Here is a 21,173-nt window from a genome sequence, read left to right as displayed (position 1 = left end):
AATATGGTTAAGTCCTCGATCGATTAGTATCTGTCAGCTCCATGTGTCGCCACACTTCCACCTCAGACCTATCAACCTGATCATCTTTCAGGGATCTTACTTCCTTGCGGAATGGGAAATCTCATCTTGAGGGGGGCTTCATGCTTAGATGCTTTCAGCACTTATCCCGTCCGCACATAGCTACCCAGCGATGCCCTTGGCAGAACAACTGGTACACCAGCGGTGCGTCCATCCCGGTCCTCTCGTACTAAGGACAGCTCCTCTCAAATTTCCTGCGCCCGCGACGGATAGGGACCGAACTGTCTCACGACGTTCTGAACCCAGCTCGCGTACCGCTTTAATGGGCGAACAGCCCAACCCTTGGGACCGACTACAGCCCCAGGATGCGATGAGCCGACATCGAGGTGCCAAACCTCCCCGTCGATGTGGACTCTTGGGGGAGATAAGCCTGTTATCCCCGGGGTAGCTTTTATCCGTTGAGCGATGGCCCTTCCATGCGGAACCACCGGATCACTAAGCCCGACTTTCGTCCCTGCTCGACTTGTAGGTCTCGCAGTCAAGCTCCCTTGTGCCTTTACACTCTGCGAATGATTTCCAACCATTCTGAGGGAACCTTTGGGCGCCTCCGTTACCTTTTAGGAGGCGACCGCCCCAGTCAAACTGCCCACCTGACACTGTCTCCCCGCCCGATAAGGGCGGCGGGTTAGAAGGTCAATACAGCCAGGGTAGTATCCCACCGATGCCTCCACCGAAGCTGGCGCTCCGGTTTCCAAGGCTCCTACCTATCCTGTACAAGCTGTACCAACATTCAATATCAGGCTGCAGTAAAGCTCCACGGGGTCTTTCCGTCCTGTCGCGGGTAACCTGCATCTTCACAGGTACTATAATTTCACCGAGTCTCTCGTTGAGACAGTGCCCAGATCGTTGCGCCTTTCGTGCGGGTCGGAACTTACCCGACAAGGAATTTCGCTACCTTAGGACCGTTATAGTTACGGCCGCCGTTTACTGGGGCTTCAATTCGCACCTTCGCTTACGCTAAGCGCTCCTCTTAACCTTCCAGCACCGGGCAGGCGTCAGCCCCTATACTTCGCCTTACGGCTTCGCAGAGACCTGTGTTTTTGCTAAACAGTCGCCTGGGCCTATTCACTGCGGCTCTCTCGGGCTTGCACCCTAACAGAGCACCCCTTCTCCCGAAGTTACGGGGTCATTTTGCCGAGTTCCTTAACGAGAGTTCTCTCGATCACCTTAGGATTCTCTCCTCGCCTACCTGTGTCGGTTTGCGGTACGGGCACCTCTCACCTCGCTAGAGGCTTTTCTTGGCAGTGTGGAATCAGGAACTTCGCTACTATATTTCGCTCGCCATCACAGCTCAGCCTTATGGGAAACGGATTTGCCTATTTCCCAGCCTAACTGCTTGGACGCGGATATCCAATACCGCGCTTACCCTATCCTCCTGCGTCCCCCCATTGCTCAAATGGTGAGGAGGTGGTACAGGAATATCAACCTGTTGTCCATCGCCTACGCCTTTCGGCCTCGGCTTAGGTCCCGACTAACCCTGAGCGGACGAGCCTTCCTCAGGAAACCTTAGGCATTCGGTGGAGGGGATTCTCACCCCTCTTTCGCTACTCATACCGGCATTCTCACTTCTAAGCGCTCCACCAGTCCTTCCGGTCTGGCTTCACAGCCCTTAGAACGCTCTCCTACCACTGTTCGAAGAACAGTCCGCAGCTTCGGTGATACGTTTAGCCCCGGTACATTTTCGGCGCAGAGTCACTCGACCAGTGAGCTATTACGCACTCTTTAAATGGTGGCTGCTTCTAAGCCAACATCCTGGTTGTCTAAGCAACTCCACATCCTTTTCCACTTAACGTATACTTTGGGACCTTAGCTGGCGGTCTGGGCTGTTTCCCTTTCGACTACGGATCTTATCACTCGCAGTCTGACTCCCAAGGATAAGTCATTGGCATTCGGAGTTTGACTGAATTCGGTAACCCGGTAGGGGCCCCTAGTCCAATCAGTGCTCTACCTCCAAGACTCTTACCTTGAGGCTAGCCCTAAAGCTATTTCGGAGAGAACCAGCTATCTCCAGGTTCGATTGGCATTTCACCCCTACCCACACCTCATCCCCGCACTTTTCAACGTGCGTGGGTTCGGGCCTCCATTCAGTGTTACCTGAACTTCACCCTGGACATGGGTAGATCACCTGGTTTCGGGTCTACGACCACGTACTCATGCGCCCTATTCAGACTCGCTTTCGCTGCGGCTCCGCATCTTCTGCTTAACCTTGCACGGGATCGTAACTCGCCGGTTCATTCTACAAAAGGCACGCCATCACCCGTTAACGGGCTCTGACTACTTGTAGGCACACGGTTTCAGGATCTCTTTCACTCCCCTTCCGGGGTGCTTTTCACCTTTCCCTCACGGTACTGGTTCACTATCGGTCACTAGGGAGTATTTAGCCTTGGGAGATGGTCCTCCCGGATTCCGACGGAATTTCACGTGTTCCGCCGTACTCAGGATCCACTCAGGAGAGAACGAAGTTTTGACTACAGGGCTGTTACCTCCTATGGCGGGCCTTTCCAGACCTCTTCATCTACCTCGTTCCTTTGTAACTCCGTACAGAGTGTCCTACAACCCCAAGAGGCAAGCCTCTTGGTTTGGGCTAATCCCGTTTCGCTCGCCGCTACTCAGGGAATCGCATTTGCTTTCTCTTCCTCCGGGTACTTAGATGTTTCAGTTCCCCGGGTCTGCCTTCTCATATCCTATGAATTCAGATATGGATACCACTCCATTACGAGTGGTGGGTTTCCCCATTCGGAAATCTCCGGATCAAAGCTTGCTTACAGCTCCCCGAAGCATATCGGTGTTCGTCCCGTCCTTCATCGGCTCCTAGTGCCAAGGCATCCACCGTGCGCCCTTTCTAACTTAACCGTTAAAAAGAATCACTATGTGATATCTTGTGTTACTAATTGAATGTGATGTCTACTGTTATCTAGTTTTCAAAGAACACGTTTCGAAGGAATGATCCTTCAAAACTAAACAAGACAGGGAACGTTCTGTTTATAAGACCCAAGGTCTTATATTCCGTATAATATCCTTAGAAAGGAGGTGATCCAGCCGCACCTTCCGATACGGCTACCTTGTTACGACTTCACCCCAATCATCTGTCCCACCTTCGGCGGCTGGCTCCTAAAAGGTTACCTCACCGACTTCGGGTGTTACAAACTCTCGTGGTGTGACGGGCGGTGTGTACAAGGCCCGGGAACGTATTCACCGCGGCATGCTGATCCGCGATTACTAGCGATTCCAGCTTCACGCAGTCGAGTTGCAGACTGCGATCCGAACTGAGAACAGATTTGTGGGATTGGCTTAACCTCGCGGTTTCGCTGCCCTTTGTTCTGTCCATTGTAGCACGTGTGTAGCCCAGGTCATAAGGGGCATGATGATTTGACGTCATCCCCACCTTCCTCCGGTTTGTCACCGGCAGTCACCTTAGAGTGCCCAACTGAATGCTGGCAACTAAGATCAAGGGTTGCGCTCGTTGCGGGACTTAACCCAACATCTCACGACACGAGCTGACGACAACCATGCACCACCTGTCACTCTGCCCCCGAAGGGGACGTCCTATCTCTAGGATTGTCAGAGGATGTCAAGACCTGGTAAGGTTCTTCGCGTTGCTTCGAATTAAACCACATGCTCCACCGCTTGTGCGGGCCCCCGTCAATTCCTTTGAGTTTCAGTCTTGCGACCGTACTCCCCAGGCGGAGTGCTTAATGCGTTAGCTGCAGCACTAAGGGGCGGAAACCCCCTAACACTTAGCACTCATCGTTTACGGCGTGGACTACCAGGGTATCTAATCCTGTTCGCTCCCCACGCTTTCGCTCCTCAGCGTCAGTTACAGACCAGAGAGTCGCCTTCGCCACTGGTGTTCCTCCACATCTCTACGCATTTCACCGCTACACGTGGAATTCCACTCTCCTCTTCTGCACTCAAGTTCCCCAGTTTCCAATGACCCTCCCCGGTTGAGCCGGGGGCTTTCACATCAGACTTAAGAAACCGCCTGCGAGCCCTTTACGCCCAATAATTCCGGACAACGCTTGCCACCTACGTATTACCGCGGCTGCTGGCACGTAGTTAGCCGTGGCTTTCTGGTTAGGTACCGTCAAGGTACCGCCCTATTCGAACGGTACTTGTTCTTCCCTAACAACAGAGCTTTACGATCCGAAAACCTTCATCACTCACGCGGCGTTGCTCCGTCAGACTTTCGTCCATTGCGGAAGATTCCCTACTGCTGCCTCCCGTAGGAGTCTGGGCCGTGTCTCAGTCCCAGTGTGGCCGATCACCCTCTCAGGTCGGCTACGCATCGTTGCCTTGGTGAGCCATTACCTCACCAACTAGCTAATGCGCCGCGGGTCCATCTGTAAGTGGTAGCCGAAGCCACCTTTTATGTTTGAACCATGCGGTTCAAACAACCATCCGGTATTAGCCCCGGTTTCCCGGAGTTATCCCAGTCTTACAGGCAGGTTACCCACGTGTTACTCACCCGTCCGCCGCTAACATCAGGGAGCAAGCTCCCATCTGTCCGCTCGACTTGCATGTATTAGGCACGCCGCCAGCGTTCGTCCTGAGCCAGGATCAAACTCTCCGATAAAGTAGTTTGACTGACTACGCACATCGCTGTGCGATTTTTTAAAAACTGAATTAACAGGTACGTTTTGTCTTGTTTAGTTTTCAAAGATCATTTTGTTTGTTTGCTTTGTTAAAGCAACTTTATTAGTATACAACGTCACTTCTTCAAAGTCAACAACTTTTTAAAAACTTTTGGTGGAGCCTAGCGGGATCGAACCGCTGACCTCCTGCGTGCAAAGCAGGCGCTCTCCCAGCTGAGCTAAGGCCCCATAAAAAATGGTCGGGAAGACAGGATTCGAACCTGCGACCCCATGGTCCCAAACCATGTGCTCTACCAAGCTGAGCTACTTCCCGATTTCCCATCTATTCTATTAAAAGATATGGCGCGCCCGAGAGGAGTCGAACCCCTAACCTTTTGATCCGTAGTCAAACGCTCTATCCAATTGAGCTACGGGCGCAAAACATAATGCCGAGGGCCGGACTTGAACCGGCACGGTAGTCACCTACCGCAGGATTTTAAGTCCTGTGTGTCTGCCAATTCCACCACCCCGGCGTGGATGGTATAGTTGGAGCGGAAGACGGGACTCGAACCCGCGACCCCCACCTTGGCAAGGTGGTGTTCTACCACTGAACTACTTCCGCAGACAGGATGTCCAGTTTTTCTAACTGTTATCCTATATAATGCGGGTGAAGGGACTTGAACCCCCACGTCATAAAGACACTAGATCCTAAGTCTAGCGCGTCTGCCAATTCCGCCACACCCGCGTAAAATGGTGAGCCATGAAGGACTCGAACCTTCGACCCTCTGATTAAAAGTCAGATGCTCTACCAACTGAGCTAATGGCTCTTCTACAAGAGACTTGAGTATTATATCATATAAAAGTGGTGCCGGCAAGAGGACTTGAACCCCCAACCTACTGATTACAAGTCAGTTGCTCTACCAATTGAGCTACACCGGCATAATGGTGGAGGATGACGGGCTCGAACCGCCGACCCTCTGCTTGTAAGGCAGATGCTCTCCCAGCTGAGCTAATCCTCCATAATTGCACTAACGTGCAATTGCTTGGCGGCGTCCTACTCTCACAGGGGGAAACCCCCGACTACCATCGGCGCTGAAGAGCTTAACTTCCGTGTTCGGTATGGGAACGGGTGTGACCTCTTCGCTATCGCCACCAAACAAATTGAGAGTGTTCTCTCAAAACTAGATAACAGGTGTGACATCATTCAAAAATATGGTTAAGTCCTCGATCGATTAGTATCTGTCAGCTCCATGTGTCGCCACACTTCCACCTCAGACCTATCAACCTGATCATCTTTCAGGGATCTTACTTCCTTGCGGAATGGGAAATCTCATCTTGAGGGGGGCTTCATGCTTAGATGCTTTCAGCACTTATCCCGTCCGCACATAGCTACCCAGCGATGCCCTTGGCAGAACAACTGGTACACCAGCGGTGCGTCCATCCCGGTCCTCTCGTACTAAGGACAGCTCCTCTCAAATTTCCTGCGCCCGCGACGGATAGGGACCGAACTGTCTCACGACGTTCTGAACCCAGCTCGCGTACCGCTTTAATGGGCGAACAGCCCAACCCTTGGGACCGACTACAGCCCCAGGATGCGATGAGCCGACATCGAGGTGCCAAACCTCCCCGTCGATGTGGACTCTTGGGGGAGATAAGCCTGTTATCCCCGGGGTAGCTTTTATCCGTTGAGCGATGGCCCTTCCATGCGGAACCACCGGATCACTAAGCCCGACTTTCGTCCCTGCTCGACTTGTAGGTCTCGCAGTCAAGCTCCCTTGTGCCTTTACACTCTGCGAATGATTTCCAACCATTCTGAGGGAACCTTTGGGCGCCTCCGTTACCTTTTAGGAGGCGACCGCCCCAGTCAAACTGCCCACCTGACACTGTCTCCCCGCCCGATAAGGGCGGCGGGTTAGAAGGTCAATACAGCCAGGGTAGTATCCCACCGATGCCTCCACCGAAGCTGGCGCTCCGGTTTCCAAGGCTCCTACCTATCCTGTACAAGCTGTACCAACATTCAATATCAGGCTGCAGTAAAGCTCCACGGGGTCTTTCCGTCCTGTCGCGGGTAACCTGCATCTTCACAGGTACTATAATTTCACCGAGTCTCTCGTTGAGACAGTGCCCAGATCGTTGCGCCTTTCGTGCGGGTCGGAACTTACCCGACAAGGAATTTCGCTACCTTAGGACCGTTATAGTTACGGCCGCCGTTTACTGGGGCTTCAATTCGCACCTTCGCTTACGCTAAGCGCTCCTCTTAACCTTCCAGCACCGGGCAGGCGTCAGCCCCTATACTTCGCCTTACGGCTTCGCAGAGACCTGTGTTTTTGCTAAACAGTCGCCTGGGCCTATTCACTGCGGCTCTCTCGGGCTTGCACCCTAACAGAGCACCCCTTCTCCCGAAGTTACGGGGTCATTTTGCCGAGTTCCTTAACGAGAGTTCTCTCGATCACCTTAGGATTCTCTCCTCGCCTACCTGTGTCGGTTTGCGGTACGGGCACCTCTCACCTCGCTAGAGGCTTTTCTTGGCAGTGTGGAATCAGGAACTTCGCTACTATATTTCGCTCGCCATCACAGCTCAGCCTTATGGGAAACGGATTTGCCTATTTCCCAGCCTAACTGCTTGGACGCGGATATCCAATACCGCGCTTACCCTATCCTCCTGCGTCCCCCCATTGCTCAAATGGTGAGGAGGTGGTACAGGAATATCAACCTGTTGTCCATCGCCTACGCCTTTCGGCCTCGGCTTAGGTCCCGACTAACCCTGAGCGGACGAGCCTTCCTCAGGAAACCTTAGGCATTCGGTGGAGGGGATTCTCACCCCTCTTTCGCTACTCATACCGGCATTCTCACTTCTAAGCGCTCCACCAGTCCTTCCGGTCTGGCTTCACAGCCCTTAGAACGCTCTCCTACCACTGTTCGAAGAACAGTCCGCAGCTTCGGTGATACGTTTAGCCCCGGTACATTTTCGGCGCAGAGTCACTCGACCAGTGAGCTATTACGCACTCTTTAAATGGTGGCTGCTTCTAAGCCAACATCCTGGTTGTCTAAGCAACTCCACATCCTTTTCCACTTAACGTATACTTTGGGACCTTAGCTGGCGGTCTGGGCTGTTTCCCTTTCGACTACGGATCTTATCACTCGCAGTCTGACTCCCAAGGATAAGTCATTGGCATTCGGAGTTTGACTGAATTCGGTAACCCGGTAGGGGCCCCTAGTCCAATCAGTGCTCTACCTCCAAGACTCTTACCTTGAGGCTAGCCCTAAAGCTATTTCGGAGAGAACCAGCTATCTCCAGGTTCGATTGGCATTTCACCCCTACCCACACCTCATCCCCGCACTTTTCAACGTGCGTGGGTTCGGGCCTCCATTCAGTGTTACCTGAACTTCACCCTGGACATGGGTAGATCACCTGGTTTCGGGTCTACGACCACGTACTCATGCGCCCTATTCAGACTCGCTTTCGCTGCGGCTCCGCATCTTCTGCTTAACCTTGCACGGGATCGTAACTCGCCGGTTCATTCTACAAAAGGCACGCCATCACCCGTTAACGGGCTCTGACTACTTGTAGGCACACGGTTTCAGGATCTCTTTCACTCCCCTTCCGGGGTGCTTTTCACCTTTCCCTCACGGTACTGGTTCACTATCGGTCACTAGGGAGTATTTAGCCTTGGGAGATGGTCCTCCCGGATTCCGACGGAATTTCACGTGTTCCGCCGTACTCAGGATCCACTCAGGAGAGAACGAAGTTTTGACTACAGGGCTGTTACCTCCTATGGCGGGCCTTTCCAGACCTCTTCATCTACCTCGTTCCTTTGTAACTCCGTACAGAGTGTCCTACAACCCCAAGAGGCAAGCCTCTTGGTTTGGGCTAATCCCGTTTCGCTCGCCGCTACTCAGGGAATCGCATTTGCTTTCTCTTCCTCCGGGTACTTAGATGTTTCAGTTCCCCGGGTCTGCCTTCTCATATCCTATGAATTCAGATATGGATACCACTCCATTACGAGTGGTGGGTTTCCCCATTCGGAAATCTCCGGATCAAAGCTTGCTTACAGCTCCCCGAAGCATATCGGTGTTCGTCCCGTCCTTCATCGGCTCCTAGTGCCAAGGCATCCACCGTGCGCCCTTTCTAACTTAACCGTTAAAAAGAATCACTATGTGATATCTTGTGTTACTAATTGAATGTGATGTCTACTGTTATCTAGTTTTCAAAGAACACGTTTCGAAGGAATGATCCTTCAAAACTAAACAAGACAGGGAACGTTCTGTTTATAAGACCCAAGGTCTTATATTCCGTATAATATCCTTAGAAAGGAGGTGATCCAGCCGCACCTTCCGATACGGCTACCTTGTTACGACTTCACCCCAATCATCTGTCCCACCTTCGGCGGCTGGCTCCTAAAAGGTTACCTCACCGACTTCGGGTGTTACAAACTCTCGTGGTGTGACGGGCGGTGTGTACAAGGCCCGGGAACGTATTCACCGCGGCATGCTGATCCGCGATTACTAGCGATTCCAGCTTCACGCAGTCGAGTTGCAGACTGCGATCCGAACTGAGAACAGATTTGTGGGATTGGCTTAACCTCGCGGTTTCGCTGCCCTTTGTTCTGTCCATTGTAGCACGTGTGTAGCCCAGGTCATAAGGGGCATGATGATTTGACGTCATCCCCACCTTCCTCCGGTTTGTCACCGGCAGTCACCTTAGAGTGCCCAACTGAATGCTGGCAACTAAGATCAAGGGTTGCGCTCGTTGCGGGACTTAACCCAACATCTCACGACACGAGCTGACGACAACCATGCACCACCTGTCACTCTGCCCCCGAAGGGGACGTCCTATCTCTAGGATTGTCAGAGGATGTCAAGACCTGGTAAGGTTCTTCGCGTTGCTTCGAATTAAACCACATGCTCCACCGCTTGTGCGGGCCCCCGTCAATTCCTTTGAGTTTCAGTCTTGCGACCGTACTCCCCAGGCGGAGTGCTTAATGCGTTAGCTGCAGCACTAAGGGGCGGAAACCCCCTAACACTTAGCACTCATCGTTTACGGCGTGGACTACCAGGGTATCTAATCCTGTTCGCTCCCCACGCTTTCGCTCCTCAGCGTCAGTTACAGACCAGAGAGTCGCCTTCGCCACTGGTGTTCCTCCACATCTCTACGCATTTCACCGCTACACGTGGAATTCCACTCTCCTCTTCTGCACTCAAGTTCCCCAGTTTCCAATGACCCTCCCCGGTTGAGCCGGGGGCTTTCACATCAGACTTAAGAAACCGCCTGCGAGCCCTTTACGCCCAATAATTCCGGACAACGCTTGCCACCTACGTATTACCGCGGCTGCTGGCACGTAGTTAGCCGTGGCTTTCTGGTTAGGTACCGTCAAGGTACCGCCCTATTCGAACGGTACTTGTTCTTCCCTAACAACAGAGCTTTACGATCCGAAAACCTTCATCACTCACGCGGCGTTGCTCCGTCAGACTTTCGTCCATTGCGGAAGATTCCCTACTGCTGCCTCCCGTAGGAGTCTGGGCCGTGTCTCAGTCCCAGTGTGGCCGATCACCCTCTCAGGTCGGCTACGCATCGTTGCCTTGGTGAGCCATTACCTCACCAACTAGCTAATGCGCCGCGGGTCCATCTGTAAGTGGTAGCCGAAGCCACCTTTTATGTTTGAACCATGCGGTTCAAACAACCATCCGGTATTAGCCCCGGTTTCCCGGAGTTATCCCAGTCTTACAGGCAGGTTACCCACGTGTTACTCACCCGTCCGCCGCTAACATCAGGGAGCAAGCTCCCATCTGTCCGCTCGACTTGCATGTATTAGGCACGCCGCCAGCGTTCGTCCTGAGCCAGGATCAAACTCTCCGATAAAGTAGTTTGACTGACTACGCACATCGCTGTGCGATTTTTTAAAAACTGAATTAACAGGTACGTTTTGTCTTGTTTAGTTTTCAAAGATCATTTTGTTCACTTCGTTCAAGCGACTTTATTATTATAACTCGTTGACTCAGTGAAGTCAATAACTTTTTTGAAGTTCTTTTTTTCGTTATCGCCTTGTTTAGCGGCAACGAATAATAATATACCACCTAGTAAATAATAGTGCAATAGTTTTTTTGAAGAAATACTAAGGAATTTAAAAAGAGCGGCATCCTTTCCCTATGGAGGATACCGCTCTTCTTTATTAGCGTTGTCTCATTTGCGGGAATAACAGCACATCGCGAATAGAAGGGGCATTCGTCAGCAGCATAACCAGACGGTCGATACCGATGCCTAAACCTCCTGTTGGCGGCATACCGTATTCCAGAGCTTCAACAAAGTCTTCATCCATTAGATGAGCTTCATCATTACCGGCTTCACGCTCTTTTAATTGCGCTTCAAAGCGTTCTCTTTGATCAATAGGATCATTCAGCTCTGTAAACGCGTTGGCATGTTCACGGCCAACGATAAACAGCTCAAAACGGTCTGTAAAACGCGGGTCCTCAGGGTTTTTCTTAGCAAGAGGAGAAATTTCTACAGGATGCCCGTAAATAAACGTTGGCTGAATAAGCGTTTCTTCAATTTTTTGTTCGAAGAATTCGTTGATGATATGCCCTACTGTCATAGAATCTTTAATTTCTACACCATGTTCTTTTGCATATTCACGCGCCTGCTCAACAGTAACCTCTTCCCAGAAATCAACGCCAGTCGCTTCTTTGACTGCGTCAACCATATGGATTCTTTTCCACTCCGGTTTAAGGTCGATTTGCTCTTCCCCGTATTGAATCGTAGTTGTGCCAAGCACTTCTTGGGCGATATGAGCGACAAGGTTTTCAGTTAAGCTCATGATATCTTTATAGTCCGCATATGCTTCATATAACTCAATCATTGTAAATTCAGGGTTATGGCGTGTAGAGACACCTTCGTTACGGAAAACACGGCCGATTTCATATACTTTTTCTAAACCGCCGACAATTAGACGTTTTAGGTGCAGTTCGATAGCAATACGCATATAGAGTGGAATGTCTAACGCGTTGTGGTGAGTGATAAACGGACGTGCAGAAGCTCCCCCAGGAATGCTGTGCATTGTAGGTGTTTCTACTTCTAAGTATCCATGATCATCAAGGTATCTTCTCATAGCTTGAATGATCTTACTTCGTGTAATAAACGTATGTTTGCTGTCTGGGTTTACGATAAGATCCAGGTAGCGCTGACGGTAGCGCTGCTCAACGTCTTTTAAACCATGGTATTTGTCAGGAAGCGGACGAAGCGCTTTTGTCAGCAATTCAAAGGAAGTTGCTTTAACAGACAATTCGCCTACATTTGTTTTGAAGACTTTTCCGGTTACGCCGATAAGATCACCGAGGTCAGAAGACTTGAAGATTTCATATTGGTCGTCACCGACACTGTCTTTTCTTACGTAGATTTGGATTTGGCCTTCTAAATCCTGAAGATGGGCAAAGCCGGCTTTTCCTTTGCCGCGTTTTGTCATCATGCGGCCTGCGATTGTAACTTCAATCGCTTTTTCTTCTAACTCTTCTTTGGTTAGATCTTGATATGCCGAAATAACTTCTTGAGACTGATGAGTTCTTTCAAAACGTGCGCCGAATGGATCGATGCCGTTATCTCTCAGCTGATTCATTTTATCGCGTCTGACTTGCAGCTGATCATTCAATTCTTCATGGTTATGCTCTTCTTGACTCATTGTTATCACTCCATTACAGATATTGTTTCATGAAAAAAGCAGAAAAACTGCCAGCGTAAAACTAGCAGTGAGCAGCAAATAGAGGTGAGTATTATCCTACTTTTGCATTTTGAAGCTCTTTTGCCTCAACTTCAACCGTAAATGCATCTAAAAGCTGTACAAACTCTTCTCTCGTCTCGCAATGATTGATTTCATTACGAACGTTCGCATTGCCTTTCACGCCTTTCAGATACCATGCAGCGTGCTTTCTCATTTCTCTTACCGCTACGTTTTCACCTTTTAAGTCAATCAGGCGGTCAAGATGCAGTTTGCATACGGCCATTTTTTCGCGTACTTGCGGCTCTTCTTTTAATTCACCTGTTTCAAGATACTGAACCGTACGGTAAATCATCCACGGGTTGCCCAATGCAGCGCGTCCGATCATAACCCCGTCTACTCCTGTCTCATCGAGCATACGCTTAGCATCCTGCGGTGTCTTAACATCGCCGTTTCCGATAACCGGAATCGATACTGATTGTTTTACTTCTTTGATGATATCCCAGTTTGCCGTTCCTTCGTACATCTGCACTCTCGTACGGCCGTGAAGCGCAACTGCTTTACCGCCCGCACGTTCTACAGCCTGTGCATTTTTCACTGCGAAAATGTGGTCTTCATCCCAGCCCATTCTCATTTTCACTGTAACTGGTTTATTAACAGCATCCACTACTGCAGAAACCATTTCGTAAATCTTATCAGGATCGAGAAGCCATTTGGCTCCCGCATCGCATTTTGTAATCTTCGGCACGGGACATCCCATGTTAATATCAATGATATCAGCAGTTGTGTTTTGGTCTACAAACTTCGCCGCTTCCACAAGGGTTTCCTTTTTTCCTCCGAAAATTTGAAGGCTCAGTGGTTTCTCACGTTCATCAATATAAAGCATACCCATTGTTCTTGCATTGTTGTAAAGGATCGCTTTGTCACTGACCATTTCAGCGCATACCAATCCGGCTCCGAATTCCTTTACAGTCAATCTGAACGCAGAGTTGCAGACACCAGCCATAGGTGCGAGCACAACCCGGTTTTTCAATTGAATATCTCCGATTTTGAACAATTTTTCTCCTCCTTTCATTTGTTCTATTTTTCTGGCGGCGCCAATTCGTCCGCACTTATATTTAAAACATCTGCTGCATCTTGAATGATGGCAGCTGACGGCAATCGGTTTCCGCGTTCAATTTCGCCGAGAATAGAAACTGATATACCTAATGCTTTTGCAAATCCTTCTTGAGTATAACCTTTCAGCTTTCTGAATGCACGAATTCGTCTACCCCAGATTTCTGCTTCCATACTCTTACACCTTCTTGGTCTGTTTCGGCGCTTGTAGCCTCTTTTTCAACCTGCTGGCAAATTTCCGCAAGCGGCGCAAGGACAAACAAACGCTCATACATTCTCGGATGCGGAACAATTAGTTGCTCTGTTTCAATATTTTCACGATTAAATAACAAAATGTCAAGGTCTGCCGTCCGCGGCCCCCATCTTACTTCCCTTGTTCTGCCTAATTCATTTTCTATCTGCTGCGTCAGTTCAAGGAGTTCAAAAGGGTTCAGTGATGTCTTGATTTCAACAGCCATATTCAAAAATTGAGCTTGATCTTCGTATCCGACCGGGTCAGTTTCGTAAATAGACGACACTTTAGTGACTGTCACCGCAGCATGCTGATGCAGTAAAGCCACTGCTTGCCTTAAATACGTTTCTCTATCTCCAATATTAGATCCAAGTGCAATATAAGCTATGTTGTTCATGACTTTTTTCTCGTAATTTCAATTGCTACTGATTTATAGTGTCCGGGAATTGGCGGGTCTGGCTTAATCACTTTCACCGTACATTGCTGAACAGGCTGAAATTTTTCGAGAACAGTGCCAGCAATACGTTCCGCCAGCGTTTCTACCAATTTTACAGGCTCCCCTTCCACGATATCTTTACATACGTGATAGAGCTCAGCATAGTTGATCGTTTGCTCAAGGTCGTCTGTTTGTCCGGCTTTGCTTAAATCCAGCTCAGCGGTTAAATCGACTTTAAACCGCTGGCCAAGTTTGTTTTCTTCTTTGAACACACCGTGATATCCGTAAAACTCCATACCTTCTACATAAACTTTATCCATGGTGCACCCCTCCCTTATTCAGCATCGCGTCCATCATTTTCGCCATTCTGGCAATTTGCTTTACATCATGGACCCTGACAATGTCACAGCCTTTTTGAATGCCGAGACACACAGTCGCGCCTGTGCCCTCAGCCCGCTCCTCAGGCGGAAGATCCAGAACACGTCCGATGAATCTTTTTCGGGAGGTTGCCAGAAGAACCGGATACCCCAGCCCGCTGAAAATCTCTAGTTTGTTCATCACTGCCAAGTTATCGTGATAGGTTTTCGCGAAACCGATACCGGGATCAAGAATAATGTTCTTCTCGTCTACTCCGGCCTCAACAGCAATTTTTACACTCTCCATTAAGTCCGACAGCATATCCGGCAATAAGTCATTGTAGTTTCTTTCAGGGCGGTTATGCATGAGTACAATTGGAACATTATGTTCAGCTGCAACGGAAGCCATCTTCGGATCATGTTTGGCTCCCCAAATATCATTGATAATGGATGCACCGGCTTTCACTGCTTCATCTGCGACAGAAGCCTTGTACGTGTCTACAGAAATAGGAACACCAAGCTCTTTCGTAATCCGCTCAATCACCGGAATGACTCTGGACATCTCCTCATCCTCAGATACGCACTCAGCGCCAGGCCTTGTCGATTCCCCTCCAATATCAATGATATGGGCACCATCATCGATCATCTCTTTCGCGTGCAGCAGCGCCTTGTCCAAGCTGTCATATTTTCCGCCGTCCGAGAAAGAGTCAGGCGTTACGTTTAAAATTCCCATCACCAGCGTCTTCTCTTTATATGATAAAGCGCTGGGCTTAGTGTGGATTACTTGTGTTTGATCTATTGTGTGCTGCGCCATGCTCTTCCTCCCTTTTCATACATCATGTTCTTTATTTCTTTTTTGTATAACAATTGAAGAGCGGAGGTTGCTTCTCCGCTTTGGCTTCCATAGTTTACTTCTTCTATTTTAGTAAACGGGATGATTTCAAGAACCGAGTTCGTCATCCACGCTTCGTCAGCTGTCAAGAGAGCTTCTGGCTCATATCGGCCCGTTTTGAGCTCCAGGCCGATATTCTTTGCATTTTCTATGATAAAACGTCTCGTGACGCCGTCCAGAATACCGGTATCAAGCGATGGCGTATAGATACAGCGACCTTTTCTCCAGAAGACATTAGATATGATACCCTCTGCAACAGCTCCATCCTCCGTTAAGAAAATTCCCTCGACACGCGGATCATTTCCAATTTCCCGTTTCGCATACATATTATTTAGATAATGATGAGATTTTAACCGGAACGATCCCTCTGGAGTGTTTCTCCGTATCGATAAAACCTTTCCTTCTTTTTGCAAAGGAAGACTTTCTGGTTTCAGCTGATTCACAAAGCATAAAACGGTGGGCTTATCGTACGTCTGGGCGACAAAGCCTTTATCGCTGATTCCCGCTGATATGTTCAGTCTGACGCGGGCATTGCCATCCTTGATATCATTTAGCTTAAGCAGCTTGTCCAGCATCTCAAGGATCTCATGCTTTGAAACAGTATATTCGATTTGCAGATCCTTAAGCGCGCGTTCAAGCCTCTCTATATGCCAATCAAGCAAAAACGGGCAGCCTTCGTAGAGCCTGAAGGTTTCGAAAACACCGATCCCATATAAAAACCCATGGTCAAAAGGAGAAAGAACTGCATCTTTCTCCTCCATATACCGGCCGTTCACATATATCATCACGCAATAACTTCCTTGCGATATGTCTCAATAAAATTTCTGAGCATTTCTTTCCCAAAGGAGGTCATAATAGACTCTGGGTGAAATTGCACACCCTCTATCGGGAGGTCATTGTGGCGAATAGCCATGATTTCTCCTTCTTTCGTTTGTGCTGTTACTGTAAAACAGCTTGGCAGCGTCTCAGGTTTTACGATCAGCGAATGGTATCGCGTCGCAACAAGGGGGTTTTTCAACCCTTCAAAAATGGTTTTGCCGTCATGCTCAATATCCGAGGTTTTCCCGTGCATAAGCCGTTCTGCCCTAACAACATCACCGCCGAACACTTGTGCGATGGACTGATGTCCGAGACATACACCGAAAATAGGAATTTTCCCTGCGAAATGTTTAATTGCTTCGAGGCTGATTCCCGCCTCATCAGGGCTGCACGGTCCGGGAGATATCATCAGAAAGTCCGGAGACAGTTCTTCGATTTCTTCGATTGCGATGCTGTCATTGCGTTTCACAACCAGCTCTTCCCCAAGCTCGCCCAAATACTGTACCAAGTTGTACGTGAATGAATCGTAGTTATCAATCATTAAAATCATTTCTCCGCTCACCTCATCTAATTTTTGTCTCTTCTTTGCTCAGCTCTAATGCTCTTTGCATCGCAAAAGCTTTTTTGAATGATTCCTTGTATTCGTGCTTCGGAACAGAATCAATCACAACTCCTGCGCCGGACTGCATAAACGCCTGCCCTCCGGTTGCATAAATGGTTCGAATGACGATATTAAACTGCAGATCGTGATTATATCCAAACCATCCTATAGATCCAGTATAAAGCCCTCGGCGTGTCGGCTCAAGTTCTTCTATAATTTCCATCGTTCTTACTTTCGGTGCACCAGTAATGGTTCCTCCGGGAAACACAGCATGAATAATATCTACAGCATCATACCCATCCTGCAGTTCACCTTGGACATTAGACACAATGTGCATCACATGCGAGTATTTTTCAATTGCCATGAATTCATTTACGCGCACAGACCCGTAACGTGATACTCTTCCCAGATCATTTCGCTCAAGATCAACCAGCATGACATGTTCCGCGCGTTCTTTTTCATTGTGTATCAATTCGTTTGCAAGCGCCTCGTCTTCTTCATTTGTTTTCCCTCTGGAACGGGTGCCCGCAATCGGTCTTGTCTCTAATAGCTTGCCCTTTTTGCTGACAAGCAGTTCAGGCGATCCGCAAATGATTTGGAAATCAGGTGTTTCTAAATACGCCATATAAGGAGAAGGATTTACTTCTCTCAAGGTTTTGTAAATTTGATATGGGTGGACAGACAGTGACTGTGACTGCCTTATTGATAGATTGACTTGAAACACATCTCCGCTGGCAATGTATTGTTTGATTTTCTCTACAGCTTGTGAGAACCCATCCTCGGTAAATGGCGCCGCGAAAGAACCAGCTGTTTCAGGCTTCATCTCTCGCGAAGTGACAGCGGGAAGCTCAGTCAACCACATCTGCTCTAACTCAGATAGCTTCACATCCGCTGTTTCCTGATCAGAACCATTAACATGAGTAATCAGCCATAGAGACTCTTCTTGATGGTCATAAACTGCTATATCATCAAAAACAAGAAAATAAATATCTGGTGTTTCTAAATCATCTAATGAGAGCATTTTAAAATTTTCAATGTACCGTGCGTAATCATAGCTGAGAAACCCGATTGCCCCGCCTTGAAAGTCAGGGAACTCATGATTCGTTTCTGTTTCCAGTGTTTTAAACCAGCTGTGGAAGGCCCGTAATGGATCACCTTCTTTAAACAGCATCTCATCACCATGCTTAATTGTAGTTATTCCGTCTTTTCCTTTCACAGTCGCAATTGGATCAAGACCGGCTATACTATATCTGCCGCCTCTTGCACTTTCGAGAAGTACATGATGTTTTCGGGATTGCGCAAGTTTCTCAAATTGTTGTAAGAATGAGTCTTTTTGAAAAGGTACTTTTTTGCCTGCCGGTCTGCGTTGTGCCATTTGTATCATTCCTCTATTTTCTTTTTTACTTGTTTTTAATTGTAAAGCAATGTGGTTAGTGAAAAAAGTGAATTTCTCTTCCAAGAATAACATTCGTCGCAGACATGGCATATTTGATGCACGAAATATAAAAAAACTCCCGGCGGACCGGGAGTTTTGGCTTTTTTTAATCGAATTGATACAGCGGCGTGCTTAGATAACGTTCGCCGTTACTTGGAATGATGGCCAATACTTTTTTGCCTTTTCCGAGTTTTTTTGCTACTTGAAGAGCAGCATAAATTGCCGCACCTGATGAGATGCCTCCGAGAATTCCTTCTTCACGTGCAGCTCTGCGGGCATATTCGAATGCTTCTTCATTCTTCACAGGGAAGATTTCATCATATACTTCAGTGTTTAAGATGTCCGGCACGAATCCAGCTCCTATTCCCTGAATTTTGTGGGGGCCTGGTTTTCCTCCTGAAAGCACTGGGGAATCTGACGGTTCAACAGCGTAAATCTTGATGGAAGGGTATGCTTCTTTCAGCACTTCGCCCGCTCCCGTAATCGTTCCGCCCGTTCCGATTCCGGCTACAAATGCGTCAAGCTGGTCATCACCGAATTGCTCAACGATTTCTTTACCCGTTGTTTGGCGGTGAATTTCTGGGTTAGAAGGGTTGTTAAACTGCTGCGGCACAAAGTATCCGTGTTTTTCAGCAAGCTCTTCAGCTTTCTTAATGGCGCCTTTCATGCCTTCCGCACCAGGAGTCAGCACAAGCTCAGCACCGTATGCGCGAAGAAGGTTGCGGCGCTCCATGCTCATTGTATCAGGCATAACCAAAATGGCTTTTAATCCTTTAGCAGCAGCAACCATTGCAAGCCCAATTCCAGTATTTCCGCTTGTCGGTTCAATGATTGTATCACCGGCTTTTAATTTTCCTTCTTTTTCAGCCGCTTCAATCATGGCTAAACCGATACGGTCTTTTACACTGCTTCCAGGGTTCATGTATTCAAGTTTTAGATATACATCCGCACTGTTTTCATCTGCAAGGCGATTTAATTTAACGATTGGCGTATTCCCAATTAATTCAGTAATGGAGTTTGCTACACGTACCATTCTCGACACCTCAATTTCCGACTATTTGTATTGGTATTATGTATATAATCTATCAATTTCAAAATTTTTTGTCAATCACTTAGTACTTTTTTCCCCATAAAACCAAGATACATCGGCTTCTTTCCAAAGTGTCTTAACTGTCGCTTTATCACCTAGCTGATCCATTGCGATTTGCCGTCTGATCTGATCCTTTACTTCATCAAATGAGAACGTTCTTGCCTTTAGTTTTTCTTTCAGCTGGATAATGGCATATCCGTTGCTGACCTTTATTGGTTCCTGAGACCATTCATCCTCTTTGAGTGTTTTCGCCTCTTCAATGTATGCTGATGGAATGTTGTCTGATGCCTCTGTGACAAAACCTAAATCTCCGCCGTATGGTGATGTATATCTGTCTGTAGATCTTTCGGCAGCGACAGCTTCAAAGCTTGATCCGCCTTTCAGTTCTTTCAGGACTTCTCTCGCTTCTTCTTCATCTTTTACAACAATGTGCCGAATTCGATACGAATCATCAAACTGATATAGTTCCTTATTTTTATTATAGAATGATTCCAGTTCTTTGTTTGAAATATCGATATCCCTTGTTAACAATTCTTCAAGGAGGATATTATAACGAATTTGGTCTTTCCACTCTTTCTCCGTCGTATGTTCATCTTCGTAAAAGGAATTATTGACCGCTTTAATCAGTAAAAACTCACGATCAACTTCGCTTTTGGATATTTTAAGGTTGTTCTTTTTAGCCAGCTGCTCAACAACTCGGACATTGATCATATCTTCAAGCGTTGACTTACCATACTGATCTTCCATTTCTTTCAGCCATTCTTCTCTTGTCACACTCTTGCCCCCGATAGTCGCAATAGACTCACCGGATGACGATGCGCCGGCTTGGGATTTCGTCAGCGTATATGCAACAGCAATACAGCAAACCAACAGCGCCCCTAAAATAATGGTCCAGATTGTTCTTGATTTCAAACCTGCTTTCAGCCCCTTTTCTCAAATTAAAAACCCGCTAAAGAGCTTAGCGGGTAGTTTGGTCACGAAGCCCTTCCAGCTCTTCTTTTGTAAATAAGTACTTTTCATTACAAAAATGGCATACTGCTTCGGCTTGTCCATCTTCTTCTATCATATCTTGAATTTCTTTTTTGCCTAGTCCCAAAATGGCTGTTTCGAACCGTTCTTTTGAACAAGGGCAATGGAATCTGACAGGCATGGTTTCCAAAATCTCAGGTTTCTCGCCTAGGACTTCTTCTAAAATTTCTTCTGGTGTCAGCCCTTTTTGGATGAGCTTAGAAATCGGCTCTACTTGAGATAGACGCTGTTCAATTTTTGTTATTGTTTCATCATCTGTTCCCGGCATCAGCTGAATAATAAAGCCCCCTGCCGCAAGAATGGTATTGTCAGGATTTACGAGCACACCTACGCCCACTGATGAAGGAACCTGCTCAGATGATACAAGATAGTAAGTGAAATCATCGCCTAATTCTCCTGAAACGATTTCTACTTGTCCTGTGAAGAACTCGCGCAAACCTAAATCTTTTACGACACTTAACGTTCCGTTTGTTCCAACCGCACGTCTGACATCAAGCTTGCCTTGTTCATTTAAATCAAAATGAACTTGCGGGTTAGAGACATAGGCTCTGACTTCTCCTTTGGCATTGGCATCAGCTACAATAGCTCCGATCGGACCTCCGCCCTCGATTTTCACGGTCAGCTTATCATCGCCCTTCAGCATAGCGCCGAGCATAAGTGAAGCTGTCATTGTGCGGCCCAATGCAGCGGATGCTGTCGGCCACGTACCATGGCGTCTCTGCCCCTCATTTACCATATCAGTCGTTCTCGCCGCATAAGCCCGAACTTTTCCGTCATACGCAAGTGCTTTTACTAAATAATCCATTACTAAA

12 protein-coding genes, 9 tRNA genes and 5 rRNA genes are annotated in these 21,173 nt (G+C 48.1%); all 26 read right to left on the bottom strand.

The annotated features are described in order from the left end of the window. Window positions 1-3: 3 nt before the first annotated feature. Window positions 4-2,931 (bottom strand): 23S ribosomal RNA (locus NST79_RS00550). 170 nt (window positions 2,932-3,101) lie between these two features. Beyond that, window positions 3,102-4,651, bottom strand: a 16S ribosomal RNA gene (locus tag NST79_RS00545). A 171-nt stretch (window positions 4,652-4,822) separates the two neighbouring features. Continuing rightward, window positions 4,823-4,898: transfer RNA gene (locus NST79_RS00540), tRNA-Ala, on the bottom strand. Between the two features lie 8 nt (window positions 4,899-4,906). Beyond that, window positions 4,907-4,983: transfer RNA gene (locus tag NST79_RS00535), tRNA-Pro, on the bottom strand. Window positions 4,984-5,010: 27 nt separating this feature from the next. Beyond that, window positions 5,011-5,087: transfer RNA gene (locus NST79_RS00530), tRNA-Arg, on the bottom strand. A gap of 9 nt (window positions 5,088-5,096) precedes the next feature. Then, a tRNA-Leu gene (locus NST79_RS00525) sits at window positions 5,097-5,182 on the bottom strand. Between the two features lie 14 nt (window positions 5,183-5,196). Beyond that, a tRNA-Gly gene (locus tag NST79_RS00520) sits at window positions 5,197-5,271 on the bottom strand. A 40-nt stretch (window positions 5,272-5,311) separates the two neighbouring features. Beyond that, window positions 5,312-5,394: transfer RNA gene (locus NST79_RS00515), tRNA-Leu, on the bottom strand. 6 nt (window positions 5,395-5,400) lie between these two features. Then, window positions 5,401-5,476: transfer RNA gene (locus NST79_RS00510), tRNA-Lys, on the bottom strand. A 36-nt stretch (window positions 5,477-5,512) separates the two neighbouring features. Next, window positions 5,513-5,588: transfer RNA gene (locus NST79_RS00505), tRNA-Thr, on the bottom strand. A gap of 4 nt (window positions 5,589-5,592) precedes the next feature. Next, window positions 5,593-5,668 (bottom strand) — tRNA-Val (locus NST79_RS00500). 22 nt (window positions 5,669-5,690) lie between these two features. Then, window positions 5,691-5,806 (bottom strand): 5S ribosomal RNA (gene rrf, locus NST79_RS00495). Between the two features lie 55 nt (window positions 5,807-5,861). Then, a 23S ribosomal RNA gene (locus NST79_RS00490) occupies window positions 5,862-8,789 on the bottom strand. A 170-nt stretch (window positions 8,790-8,959) separates the two neighbouring features. Continuing rightward, window positions 8,960-10,509, bottom strand: a 16S ribosomal RNA gene (locus tag NST79_RS00485). The 16S, 23S and 5S rRNA genes sit together here with 9 tRNA genes alongside, the layout of an rRNA operon. 310 nt (window positions 10,510-10,819) lie before the next feature. After that, the gene (gene lysS / locus NST79_RS00480; RefSeq protein ID WP_003226674.1) at window positions 10,820-12,319 is read right to left on the bottom strand and encodes a lysine--tRNA ligase; all 1,500 of its coding nucleotides are present in this window, start codon (window positions 12,317-12,319) and stop codon (window positions 10,820-10,822) included. Window positions 12,320-12,410: 91 nt separating this feature from the next. Beyond that, the gene (gene dusB / locus NST79_RS00475) at window positions 12,411-13,412 is read right to left on the bottom strand and encodes a tRNA dihydrouridine synthase DusB (protein WP_014475588.1); all 1,002 of its coding nucleotides are present in this window, start codon (window positions 13,410-13,412) and stop codon (window positions 12,411-12,413) included. A 23-nt stretch (window positions 13,413-13,435) separates the two neighbouring features. Then, window positions 13,436-13,645 (bottom strand): helix-turn-helix transcriptional regulator, encoded by a 210-nt coding sequence (locus NST79_RS00470; RefSeq protein WP_003226678.1) that lies wholly within the window; start codon window positions 13,643-13,645, stop codon window positions 13,436-13,438. Further along, on the bottom strand, window positions 13,597-14,100 hold the full coding sequence (gene folK / locus NST79_RS00465; RefSeq protein WP_003242690.1) for a 2-amino-4-hydroxy-6-hydroxymethyldihydropteridine diphosphokinase: 504 nt from the start codon (window positions 14,098-14,100) through the stop codon (window positions 13,597-13,599). Before folK ends, NST79_RS00470 begins: the two co-directional genes overlap by 49 nt. After that, entirely contained in the window at window positions 14,097-14,459 is a 363-nt protein-coding gene (gene folB, locus NST79_RS00460) for a dihydroneopterin aldolase (protein ID WP_014478613.1), read from the bottom strand. Before folB ends, folK begins: the two co-directional genes overlap by 4 nt. Continuing rightward, window positions 14,452-15,309 (bottom strand): dihydropteroate synthase, encoded by an 858-nt coding sequence (gene folP, locus NST79_RS00455; protein ID WP_003242672.1) that lies wholly within the window; start codon window positions 15,307-15,309, stop codon window positions 14,452-14,454. Before folP ends, folB begins: the two co-directional genes overlap by 8 nt. Next, window positions 15,291-16,172: an aminodeoxychorismate lyase gene (gene pabC, locus NST79_RS00450; protein ID WP_212059559.1), complete on the bottom strand. Its 882-nt coding sequence runs from the start codon at window positions 16,170-16,172 to the stop codon at window positions 15,291-15,293. The genes folP and pabC overlap by 19 nt, the downstream gene beginning before the upstream one ends. After that, a complete protein-coding gene (gene pabA, locus NST79_RS00445) occupies window positions 16,172-16,756 on the bottom strand; it encodes an aminodeoxychorismate/anthranilate synthase component II (protein WP_044052655.1) in 585 nt (194 codons plus the stop codon). The genes pabC and pabA overlap by 1 nt, the downstream gene beginning before the upstream one ends. Window positions 16,757-16,769: 13 nt before the next feature. Beyond that, complete coding sequence (locus NST79_RS00440) at window positions 16,770-18,182, bottom strand: anthranilate synthase component I family protein (protein ID WP_131226977.1); 1,413 nt, start codon at window positions 18,180-18,182, stop codon at window positions 16,770-16,772. Window positions 18,183-18,348: 166 nt separating this feature from the next. Then, entirely contained in the window at window positions 18,349-19,275 is a 927-nt protein-coding gene (gene cysK / locus NST79_RS00435; protein ID WP_003218399.1) for a cysteine synthase A, read from the bottom strand. A gap of 75 nt (window positions 19,276-19,350) precedes the next feature. Further along, complete coding sequence (locus tag NST79_RS00430) at window positions 19,351-20,244, bottom strand: peptidyl-prolyl cis-trans isomerase (protein ID WP_024571698.1); 894 nt, start codon at window positions 20,242-20,244, stop codon at window positions 19,351-19,353. A 46-nt stretch (window positions 20,245-20,290) separates the two neighbouring features. Beyond that, window positions 20,291-21,166: a redox-regulated molecular chaperone HslO gene (gene hslO / locus NST79_RS00425; RefSeq protein WP_003226695.1), complete on the bottom strand. Its 876-nt coding sequence runs from the start codon at window positions 21,164-21,166 to the stop codon at window positions 20,291-20,293. Window positions 21,167-21,173: the final 7 nt, after the last annotated feature.

Origin of the sequence: Bacillus sp. PS196 (assembly GCF_037963555.1) — a bacterium.
GTDB classification, from domain to species: Bacteria; Bacillota; Bacilli; order Bacillales; family Bacillaceae; genus Bacillus; species Bacillus subtilis.
Note: the sequence above shows the minus strand (reverse complement) of the source record. Positions and strands in the feature narration are given on the sequence as shown.